This is a genomic window from Corynebacterium lipophiloflavum DSM 44291 (assembly GCF_000159635.1).
In the GTDB taxonomy this organism is placed as follows: Bacteria; Actinomycetota; Actinomycetes; order Mycobacteriales; family Mycobacteriaceae; genus Corynebacterium; species Corynebacterium lipophiloflavum.
This window is the reverse complement of the sequence record NZ_GG667200.1, coordinates 51,486-62,156: the sequence shown is the minus strand read 5'-3', so window position 1 is coordinate 62,156 and position 10,671 is coordinate 51,486. Positions and strand designations below refer to the sequence as shown.

The window sequence follows — 10,671 nt, the reverse complement described above, 5'->3', positions numbered from 1 at the left end:
TCAGCGGAACGAGCCGATGCGTCGCGAGACGTGTTCCTGACCCCCTCTCTTACCCGCCCTATAAGCCGCTGCGGGGCCGTGGACAGACGAATCGCAACGAACAGATTTCGGAAATCGAACAGGGCTATTCCAGGATGGAGTGAGTCACCCGCAACCTTATCTAATCCGGCAATTGGAAAATACGACCCGCTAAATCTTCACATCCTCACCATTTGTGTCGGTCTCTGTGAGGCTGGACGAGTGCACCCGCGCCTGGCGGGCGGTCGAGGTTCTGACGCTGTCGGACGGGTTTGCGGCTAGCGGTGGGCGCCGACAAGTGCCGTGAGGGCGGGACGGCTAACCTCCGGAGAGGTTGACGAAGCCCACACTAGCCAATCTCCCTGAGTCTTTTCTCCACGTGGTCGAACACGATCCGCTCCTGCTCGATCCGCATGCATCCGCTAGTGGAGTGGCTGCGCAGGAACTCCAGGGCCATCGTCTCGGAGGGGGTTAAGAGGTGTGGCACAAACCTGCTGGGCTGGGGTTCCTCGACCGCGAGGTCCAGATGGCGGCGGGCGGTGTCTAGGTCCATGAGGACTGACTGCACGGGCGAGACGTGCCGACGGACCAGCTCGAGAATATAGAAGCCGTGCGAGTCCAAGTCTCCCCAGTACAGTAACTCTTTCGTCGCCAGCCAGGGGATATCGCGCACGAGGGAGTGCGCCCGTAGCCCGCCGCCGTACACCGCGATCGTGTTCGGCAGGTTGGGCAGCGCGAGAAAGGTCTGGCGGTTTTCGACGATCAACACCCGCGCACCGGGCACGTCGGAGAGCGCGGAGACGGGGCACGACCAGTGACGCATCCCGCAGAAGTTGTCCGTGGGATCCAGGATGCGCAGCTCCACCATCGACGGTGCCTCACGGAAGCTAATTTCGCCGACCACCGCGGAGATCACCGCGCGGCGAGTTTCGATCCACTTGGAGTCGATACCGAAAATCGGCAGCTCGCGTGCGTAGTGCTTGGCGACATGGTGAGTGCGTAGCCAGCGCACCACATCGATGAACTGCGCGGCGACCACGTTGTCCCAGCCCTCCCAGTATGCGAGCTTTGCGGCAAGGCCGGCTCGAACTTCTTCCCCCAGCTCGTGGCAGAACAACGACAGTAATTCGTTGACGCGACGCCAGTGCGAGGACCTCCCTGCCGCTTCTGCGGCCACTGCCGCGTCGGAGAGCACCACGCGCGCGGGCAGTGAGTAGGTGCCCAGGTAGCCGAGTTTCTTGTCTTCCCATTCGGCGGGGATGGCGCTGCGGGTCCACTCGTCGATCCAGGAGCGCACCGAAAGGCCGTCGTCACGCTCTGCGGCCCTGCCCGTCGGCGGCTGGAGATTGATAGTCAGCCCGGAGAAATCGCCACCGAGCCACGCGCGGTGGTTGCGCGCGTAAAACGTTGCGGCGCGAGCGCGCACCTGCTCAGGGGTTTTCAATGGGATCCTCTTCGATGGTCAGGGAACTCGTCCGAGAGCGCTTCCGGTCGGGGCACTCCACCATGAGCACTCCCCCGATATAGTCCTGCACCGTCTGCAGTAGCTTCTCCGGGGTGGCCAAGATCATGTGGAACCCGAACTGGCGGAAAGCTCCCATGGCGGCGCGGGTGAACTCGGTGTCGGCTCGGTCGAAGGCCTCGTCGAGCACGATGGTGCCAAAGCGCGGGTAGATCTCCCCGTCCAGCTGTACCGTCGAGTTGCGTGCCTGGGAGGCGGACATCCCGGTGCCGGTGAGCCGGTAACGCAAGGCCGCCGCGAGACAGAACGAGGAGAGCTTCTGGGCCTGGCCACCGGACAGACCCTCGGCTGAGTCGTAGACCGCGCCGCGCACCCCGTCGGGGCTGTACTCGACACCCAGGAACTTCACGTGTTCGCGGGTGTCCAGCCGCAGCTGGCGCTCGCGCGGCGAGGTGTTGTCGGAGACCGTCACCGCGTCAATCACCGCGCGCAGTTTGTGGAAGCGGTTTTCGCTTTCCTCCTGGTCGGCGTCGTTGATCATGCCCTCCATTGCGGCATCGAGAAGCTGCACAAAGTCGCGGGTGATCGCTGGCTGCGCTTCGCGCACCTCGATGGTGAGATGCGTGCCTGGGTAGAATTCCACCTCCGCCAGTGAGTTGTTAATCATCTGAATCGAGTTGCGAGTCTTTGCCGCCGCATCCCGGATGAGCCGCCGCAACCTTCCCAGATGTTTGTGGGTTTGGTCGCGGAGCATCTCCCGGAAGCGCTGTTCGAAGCGCGGGAGATCATCGGACTCGAGACGCTCCAGCTCTTTGAGGAAGTCTTTCTCCCAGGCCGGATCGGCGCTGAGATCGCCCTGGCGTTGTGGCCAGCGCAGAAGGTAGCGGTTCATGGCGTCGCGAAGCTGGCTGTCATAGCGGCTGGCACGATCTTTCAGCGCCGCCAACCTGTCCTCAATGTCCCTGGTGAGCCGGTGTGAGAGGCGGTCGATGTTGTCAGCGCGGATGGAGCGATCGATAGCGTGGCAACGCTCCTCGAGCCGTGCGTTTACCTCCGCCGGCACCTCGCGCTCTCCCACCTGCAGGCGGGCCTTCTCTAGGATCGCCTCCGTCTGCTGGAGCTCGGTGCGCAGTCCGCCCCGAGCCTCGAGAAGATCCTCCAAGTTCTTCTCTATTTTCTGCCGGGACGCCCGAGCCGCAGAGAGTTGCTTCTTCATGGCCGCTAGCTCGGCGTTACCGTCAGTCAGTTCATCGACGAGCTGCTGAGCGTCGCCAAGCTGAGCCGTCGTGGCGGCAACATTGATGTCGGCGAAGTCACTCGTTTCGAGCAGCCGTTCAATGGTGGATACCTGAGTGCGCTGTGCTTGCAGCGCACCTTTGATCAGGTCACGCGAACGTGTGGCGGCCCCGAGCTTTTCCGTGGCAGCGCGAACTGCCGCCTGGAGCTCGTCGATCTTGTCATCCAGGTTGCCCCACAGCACCCACCGCGACTTGTCCTCGACGCGGCTACGGTCATCCTTGACGTGGTCGTGTGGGTTGTGTTTCACCGAGCCTTGGAGGGTCACGGCGCGCCGGGCGGCCCGGAATTCGTCCATGGTCTCGCAGCAGAGGTGGTCAAAGCTCTTGGAGAGCTGTGTTTGAATCCAGGCGTGGAACCGCCCCTCGGCGACCTCAATTTTCTGGCCCAGCGAGCCCTGCACAAACGACGGCGGCCGCTGGTTCTCCAGCTGGGGGCTGAATCGGGTGTAGGACACCTTCGCCCCGAGGTGTGTCGCGTTGATCGCGGAGGAGACCTGTGCGTACAGCTCCTCCGGCACAACGAGAGTCCGGGCGAAGCCACCCATGACACGTTCTGCAGCACCCTGCCATGCGTCTTCGCCCTGCCTCATACTCATCAGGTCCGCGACGAAGGGCAGGTCCTTCTCCCTGATACCCGCGACCTGCGCGATGAGGGCCCGCGCACCAATCAACCGGCTGTCCATCGCGGAGCCGGACGAGCGCAGTGTCTCCAGCTCCTTGATACGGCTGTTCTTGATGGTGACAAGCTCGTAGACACGCCCCTGCGCCTGCTCCAATTTGGTTTCGTTGTCATCCTGTTGCTGGCGTAGATCGTCCCGCTCTCCTTCGAGCTGCAGCCGGAAGTTGGAGAACTCATCGACTGTTCCCGGCATCGCGGCGTCCAGAATCTTCAGCCTCTCCTTGAAGTCCGCCTCGGCCTTTTCCACGCGTTTCAGCTGCTCACGCAGGGCATCGCGACGTGCCTCCGCGGCGACAAGCGACGAGTCCTGCGCGCCGTGAATGAGAGTGCGCAGTCGGTCCTGCTCCGCTGCATTCTCCTCACGCCGGGCATTTTCCGCGGTGATGGTTCCGTCGATGGCCGCGAGCTCGGACGTCAGTTGGGCCCGTTGCTTCTGGGCGAATTGTTGCTTCCAGGTATTGATGAACAGCTCGAGGTGCTCGCGTTCCTCGTCGACGGTGAGCAGCTCGGTGGCCACGTCCGAGCGTTTCTCGGCCGCTACCCGCACGGGCAGCAGGTGCTCGATCTGCTCGCGGGCATCCACCACAGAGGAATACGCCGTGTGCAGGTCCGTGAAGTTCCCCGCCGCCTGCTCCGCGATGGCGAACGTCTCCGGCTCCGGAAGCATGAATGTGCGCATCAGGTGGTTGAGATCCCCGAGCGTCTTCGCGGACTGTGTGCGGTGCAGCAGATCCAAGGCTCCTTCGTCGGTGATTCCGACGGCGCGGCGCAGCGCCGCAATGAACTGGGGGTGGCTGCGGCTCACGTGCAGCGCGGACGCGTACTGCTTTTTCGCCTCCGTCACAGGCAGGTTTTTCAGCGCCAGGGGCTCGAACTCCGTCAGGCTCGCCTCGCGGGGAAGGAGCAGGTAGAGGTCCACCATCTCCTGGCGCGAGTAGGCGTTCGCTGGCAGGAACATAAGCCGGCAGGCGGTGACCACGCCCTCGGTGCCGTTGTCGTAGCGCAGCGCCACCCCGCTCCAGGTCGCTCCCTGGCGCAGGTAGGATTGTGTCAGTTCGTCGGCCTCCACAGAGTGCTCGCGGCGCCACGCCCCGCGGCAGTAGGTGACGAGGTTTCGCCCCGACTGGGAATGGCTGTCAGCAGCCGCGTTGAAGCGGACTTTGCTGGGTGGCACCAGGATGGTCGAGAGGGCGTCGATAAGCGTGGACTTGCCCGACCCCGATGGCCCCGTGATGAGGAAGCCTTCCCGCGATACGTTCACCGTGTGCAGGTTGTCGAAGGTTCCCCAGTTGTACACCTGGATCTGGGACAGTCGAAATTGGCCTGGGATGATGGCGGTCACTGCTCGTCCTCCAGAAGAGCGCAGAATGATTCGGTGACGGCGGCGATTTCCTCGCCGGAGAAGATGATGCGCAGTACAGGGGAGACCTCGAAGCGGCCTTCGGTGGGGGTGGACACGATGATGGAGTAGGTCTTCATCTTGTTCCACGAGGCAGTGAAGCGCTTGCGCTGGTTCGTCTTGTCCGTGCCCCCGTGGCCCTGGTAAGGCAGAGTCGCCTCGAATACCTCGTCCTCATCCACGATGGTGCGCTCGTTGGGGTTGGTGGTCACCAGCTCGCGGCGCAGATGCAAGATGACCACCGTATCCATGAACGTCAGCGATTGTTTTCGCAGCAGAGCGCGTTTCTCAGGCACCTCCACATCCCACGCCTTGGTGTAGGCGACACCGGCATTGTCGTCGACGATGAGGGTGAGAAAGAGGTTATCCAGCTGCTGCGCAAGCAGCTCCCGCGAGCCTGATACCGTCTGGAACACCTCCGGAGCCTTGATGCTGGACACATACGGGCCGCGGATGAGCTCCGCCAGCGCTCGGCGCTGCAGGCCGGTCAGGGTGCCGGTGTCGGCCTCATGAAGCTTGTTGTCCATCTATACGTGTCCAATCTTTTCGCCGAATTCGAATCGCTCGTACCGGGCGCGGAAATTCTTTCCGCCTGGGCGCTGCCAGTGCAGGAACTCGGTGCCGTCGGCCCGCTCGCCGTGGTCGTGCGCAAGCTTGATCAGTCCCACGACGCTCGCCAGGCCTTGGGTTGCGGGGTGAGCGGAAAGCACGTCGCTTATCGACGCCCTCCCGCTCCTGTCCACCACATCATTGATCGCCCGGCGCAGCTCCTCCCAATCAATCTCGGATTCCCGGATCCTCGCGCGCACCGCCTCAAAGTCGATCTCCCCCGACTCGTCGACTTCCATATTGGGCTTGATGCGGTACTCCATCGGGTCGTAGAGTTCCCAGCTCGACAGCGAGGTCGGCTGCCGGGTGGTCAACTCCAGATCGAACTCGATGGACTCGTAGGGTTTGATGCCGCGCTGCGCGAGTTGGAGAGCGAGCTGCTGGGCGGTATTGATCGCCCTGGTCAACGCTTGCTGCGACTCCGCCTCGCGGGACTGCACGAACCTTCTCAGCGATCTGGACAGGCCTGTCATCGAGTCATGGACTTGCCCCGACGAGGTATCCAGTGTGTCTGCCAGCTGTGCCAGCTCCGTTCGCTCCAGCGGATCGAGCTTGTCCACGAAATCACGGGACAGCACGGAGCTGATAGTCGCGTCGAACTGCTTGGATCGCTCCGGGTCAAGGAAGACCTCGTAGAAGCCGTTAAAGGCTTTTCCTGCCTCGGACTCGGTAATCAGATCCACACCCCGAAACACGTTGTCCAACACCGCGCCGGCGTTGAGTTGCCCGTCGACTATGGACTCCCGCAGACCCCTGTCGACCTCCTCGATCTCCTCCCGTACGCGGGAAAAGTCTGTGGGCAAATCGCTCGCCAGGGCCAGGATCTCGCGCGCTTTCTCCACGGCCTCCGCATCAGATATGATGCCGACCCCGTTCATTCGGATCTGGTCGATGCGCGCCTGCAGCTGGTCGCGCTGTTGCTCGAGGCGCCGAATAGCGGTCGCCTCATCAGGGTCCGTCTCCGCAGCCAGACTATGTAAGCCCGTGAAGAGGGTGTCCAGGCGGGACTTGGTTACCGAGCGCTGCGGGTTGACCAGCTGTCGGACGTAGTCGATTGCCACGTGGGCGTCCGTAGTGAGCTCGTAGAACTCATCACGCGTTCCCTGCGGGCTGCGGCGGATCAGATAACCGGCCTTGACCCAATCGTTGATGTACGCCACGGCGGATTTGGGAAGCTCCATGTCGGTTTGCTCCCGAATATCAACAAGCAATGAGTCCACCGCTAGCGTCAGTTCGGTGCCCGCGACTTGTCGGTTATCGGACTGAAACACCGCGCTGAGCACTGACAGTACAGCCGGCGCGTTTTTGGCGCGCAACATCACCCACGCCGGGACCGAGTCCGCAAGGCGGATCATGGTGAGGGTGTCGGCAACCGCCGTTGTTCGGTTCATGAGCTCAACTTAGCAAGGTGCGCCGACACGGACCGGCCATCAATCGAACAGGTGGGCGCGAGTTTCCGGGGCTGCCAATTACGCAGATTCCGTGCCAACGCGCGGTGCTTATCGACGGCCCGCTCCTCACCCGGTCGATGATCCGCCACGGCGGCGGAGGGCAGGTCAGACTTCGAGTAGCGCCTGCTCATCCCCGTTACACTGGCCCTATGTTCAAGGACGCAGAGGAAGTCTCCACCGCGGCAGCCGCTTTCCTGTCGGCAGAGTTTGTCGGAAAGGCGCTGACTTATCTCATCGAGGAAATCGGGTTGGAACCTGGTGAGGTCGCCGAGGTGCCTTTGGGCTCCTCGCGAGTTGGCGGTCTCCCCGACCTGCCGAAGGGCGCTGAATGGCCCACAGGTCCGGGCGGTATGCCCTACGCATTCATCGCCCAGATCAATCTGGCGGAGCTCCGCGATGCCGTCGGAGACGCGTCGGGTCTTCCCGAAAGTGCGCACAACGCTACACGCTTGCAGCAAGTTAGGTAAGGCAAGCCTTTGCAAACATCCTCCAGCCAACGCGCCAGCTATCCTGGTGCGCATGAACGAGCGTTACGAGATCGACCACGACTGGCTGGCCCCCGACGACTCGCCCGCGACCGTGCGCCTCACGGTCACCGGGGCGCACGCGCGCCAGGCGGTCCTCGACTGGCTCGACGACCTGCCCGCCGACCCCCTCGGCACGCGCGGGCGCGGCGGCTGGATGGTCCAGGAGGTCACGTCCGCGCCGGAGGAGGTTGTCGTGGACATCACCTCCGGCGGCCAGGACGTCGCCGAGAGCCTCGAAGCCGGCACCGCCGAGGCGTTCGAGGTACTCGACGCGCTGGGCTGCGAGCTGCGCTGGGAGCAGCGCCCCCGCGGCTAGGCGCGCTCGCGTAGCGAGCGGGCGTAGCGGTCCGCCGCGCGGATCGCCTGCACGACGTCGGTTGGGGTGTGCTCGCCCGGCATCTGCTTCAGCGTCTCCTCGTCCGAGCAGGCGAGCTCGGCGATCTTGTACAGGTCGTCGTCGGTGGCGTCGGCGAGGTGGATCTCCTCCAGGGTGGTCGGCAGGCCGACGGACTGGAGGAAGCCGAAGTAGCGGTCGGCCTCCTCGCGGGTGGCGCCGGTGAGCATGAGCTGCACGCCGATACCGAAGGCCACCTTCTCGCCGTGCGACATGTGGTGGATGTCGCCGTCGAGGGCGGTGAAGCCGTTGTGGATCGCGTGGACGGCGGCCAGCCCCCCGTTTTCGAAGCCCAGGCCGGACAGCAGCGTGTTCGCCTCACAGATGGCCTCGAGTGCCGGGGAAACGATGTGCTCCTCCGCGTCCTTGAGCGCCTGGTGGGCGTAGGCAAAGAGCGTCTCCTCGCACTTTTCCGCCAGCGCCAGGCCGGCCAAGGTGGGGCGGGAGGAGTCGTCCATGCGGCGGCCGTTGGCGCGGTGCACGGCCCGGGCCTCGACCAGTGTTGCCAAAGCGTCGCCGAGGCCGGAGCGCAACGTGTTCACGGGCGCGTTGGCGATCACGCGGGTGTCCACCGCCACGAGGTCTGGGTTGCGGTCGTAGAAGAGGTAGGAGTCGAACACGCCCTCGTCGGTGTAGATCACGGAGACGCGGGCGGTCGGCGCGTCGGCGGACACGGCAGTGGGGAAAATTGCTACTGGCAGGGAAAGCTTGTCGGCCACGGCGCGGGCGGAGTCAATGGTCTTGCCGCCGCCGAGGCCGATGATCACGTCGGTTTCGCCCGCCTGTGCTTTCTCCACAATGCGGCCGATCTCGTTCAGAGAAGCCTCGCCACCGAAGACCTCGTGCGTGGCCTCCATCCCGTCGCCGCGAAGGCTGTCCTGAAGCTTCTGGCCCGCGATGTCCCAGACGACCTCGTCGGCGATGATGAGCGGGGCCGAACCGAGCGGCTTGAGGTAGTGTGCGGCGCGGTCAATAAGGTCGATGCCCTGCACGTAGCGGGAAGGCCCCGTGTACATCTTGTCCTGTGTATGGGAAACGGTCATCGTCTTTCCTTTCTGTCGGGAGATCCTCTGGCGCCCCACCCTAGGCGACCACGGCGTTATGTGCGAGTAGCGACTTTCATTATCCTTTTGTGCATGGCCGACAACGCACAGCCCTCACCGCCCCTGCGCTCCTTCCGCAACAACCCGCACGATTTCTCGGCGGAGGCGGTGGGAGGCACCGTCGCCGCCCACCCGGATGCGGAGTGGAACCCGGCGGGCTTCATCTACCAGGCCTCCCCCGTGGTCACCGACAGCGGGGAGCCGGCCGTCGCCGTGATCTCGGGCGGCGGCTCGGGCCACGAGCCCATGCACAGCGGCTTCATCGGCCGGGGCATGCTCGCCGCGGCGTGCCCCGGGCACCTGTTCACCTCCCCCAACGCCGTGCAGATCGCGGAGGCGACCGCGTGGGCGGACCAGGGCCGCGGGGTGCTGCACGTGGTGAAGAACTACACCGGCGACGTGATGAACTTCTCCGTCGCCTGCCGCATGACCCCGGAGGTGGAGACCGCCACCGTGGTGGTCAAGGAGGACATCGCCACCGAGCGGGGCGACGAGGAGGGGCCCGGCCGGCGCGGCACCGCAGCCACCATCCTCGTGGAAAAGGTTGCCGGCGCCGCCGCCCGCCGCGGAGACGACCTCGAGACGGTGCGGGAGAAGGCCCAGTGGGTCGCCGACAACTCCCGCAGCATGGCCGTCGCGCTCGCGCCGGGATACCTGCCCACCTCGGGCCGCGACACCTTCGACCTGGACAGCGGCGACATGGAGGTCGGCGTGGGTATTCACGGCGAGCGTGGCGTGGCCCGCGAGAAGATCAAGTCGGCGCGCGACATCGTCGAGGCGATCCTGCCCGGCATCGTCGAGGCGCTCGGGCTCGCAGACGGCGACGAGGTCGTCTGCTTGACCAACGGGCTCGGCGGCACCACCCTGCTCGAGATCCACCTCGTGTTCGGCGAGGTGCTCACCTGGCTCGCCGAGCGCGGCATCACCGTGCGCCGCAGCCTCAACGGCACCTTTGTCACCTCCGTCAACATGCACGGCGTGTCCGTCACGCTCACGCGCTGCAACGACGAGATCGCAGAGCTTCTCGACGCCCCCACGGCCGCCCCGGCCTGGCCCGCCGCAATCGGCACCGAGGCGACGTTTGCCCCGGCGGAGATGAGCTTCGCCGACAAGCTGCCGGAGACCGGCGAGGAGAACCTCTGGCTGACGGGCTTCATCAAGCGGGCCCAGGCGGGCGTGGACGACCTCACCGAGCTGGACCGCATCGCCGGCGACGGCGACTTCGGCGCCAACATCGACGCCGCCTTCGGCGACATCGAGCTGCCCCTGCGAGGCCGCGACGGCGACATCCTCGAGGGCCTCGCCCACCGCTGCCTCGTGCGCTCCGGGGGAACCTCGGGCGCCGTCTTCGGCACCCTGTTCACCGAGCTCTCCCACGCCGTGGAGGACCGCCTCACCACGGAGTCGCTCGCGGCGGGGCTGAACAGCGCGTACGAGGCCATCCACGAGCTCGGCGGGGCGGAGTACGGTGACAAGACGATGGTGGACGCCCTCTACCCCGCCGCTCGGGCGCTGGCGGGGATCGACCCCGGCACCCCGCTCGAGGAGGCCATGGCCGCCGCCCGCGAGGCGGCCGTCGAGGGCGTGGCGCACACCCGCGAGATCTCGGCGAAGAAGGGCCGCGCCTCCTACCTCGGCGAGTCCACGAAGGACGTGCCGGACCCCGGCGCGATTGTGGTGACCTGGCTGCTCGGGTCCGAGGACCCGGTGGCCACCCACTACACTGTCTAA

Annotated in this window: 8 protein-coding genes; 3 read left to right on the top strand and 5 right to left on the bottom strand. The window is 65.0% G+C overall.

The features are described from left to right. Positions 1 to 367: 367 nt before the first annotated feature. From HMPREF0298_RS11125 to HMPREF0298_RS11110, 4 genes are read right to left on the bottom strand one after another with little or no spacing between them, the layout of a single operon-like run. Positions 368 to 1,462, bottom strand: a complete 1,095-nt coding sequence (locus tag HMPREF0298_RS11125) for a Wadjet anti-phage system protein JetD domain-containing protein (protein ID WP_040423208.1) — start codon at positions 1,460 to 1,462, stop codon at positions 368 to 370. Further along, positions 1,449 to 4,799 (bottom strand): ATP-binding protein, encoded by a 3,351-nt coding sequence (locus HMPREF0298_RS11120; protein WP_006841296.1) that lies wholly within the window; start codon positions 4,797 to 4,799, stop codon positions 1,449 to 1,451. Before HMPREF0298_RS11120 ends, HMPREF0298_RS11125 begins: the two co-directional genes overlap by 14 nt. Beyond that, positions 4,796 to 5,383: a DUF4194 domain-containing protein gene (locus tag HMPREF0298_RS11115; protein ID WP_006841295.1), complete on the bottom strand. Its 588-nt coding sequence runs from the start codon at positions 5,381 to 5,383 to the stop codon at positions 4,796 to 4,798. The genes HMPREF0298_RS11120 and HMPREF0298_RS11115 overlap by 4 nt, the downstream gene beginning before the upstream one ends. Continuing rightward, the gene (locus HMPREF0298_RS11110; RefSeq protein WP_006841294.1) at positions 5,384 to 6,856 is read right to left on the bottom strand and encodes a DUF3375 domain-containing protein; all 1,473 of its coding nucleotides are present in this window, start codon (positions 6,854 to 6,856) and stop codon (positions 5,384 to 5,386) included. It abuts the gene before it with no gap. A 209-nt stretch (positions 6,857 to 7,065) separates the two neighbouring features. On the opposite strand from HMPREF0298_RS11110, the gene HMPREF0298_RS12505 reads away from it, so the two are divergent. Both HMPREF0298_RS12505 and HMPREF0298_RS11100 read left to right on the top strand, forming a co-directional pair. Beyond that, complete coding sequence (locus tag HMPREF0298_RS12505) at positions 7,066 to 7,383, top strand: DUF1963 domain-containing protein (RefSeq protein ID WP_006841293.1); 318 nt, start codon at positions 7,066 to 7,068, stop codon at positions 7,381 to 7,383. Positions 7,384 to 7,435: 52 nt separating this feature from the next. After that, entirely contained in the window at positions 7,436 to 7,759 is a 324-nt protein-coding gene (locus HMPREF0298_RS11100; protein WP_006841292.1) for a hypothetical protein, read from the top strand. Here HMPREF0298_RS11100 and HMPREF0298_RS11095 read toward each other — a convergent pair. Further along, a complete protein-coding gene (locus HMPREF0298_RS11095; protein WP_006841291.1) occupies positions 7,756 to 8,880 on the bottom strand; it encodes a glycerol dehydrogenase in 1,125 nt (374 codons plus the stop codon). The genes HMPREF0298_RS11100 and HMPREF0298_RS11095 overlap by 4 nt on opposite strands. 93 nt (positions 8,881 to 8,973) lie before the next feature. Between HMPREF0298_RS11095 and HMPREF0298_RS11090 the strand changes: the two genes are divergently transcribed. Next, positions 8,974 to 10,671, top strand: coding sequence for a dihydroxyacetone kinase family protein (locus HMPREF0298_RS11090; RefSeq protein WP_050758437.1), 1,698 nt, complete (start codon positions 8,974 to 8,976; stop codon positions 10,669 to 10,671).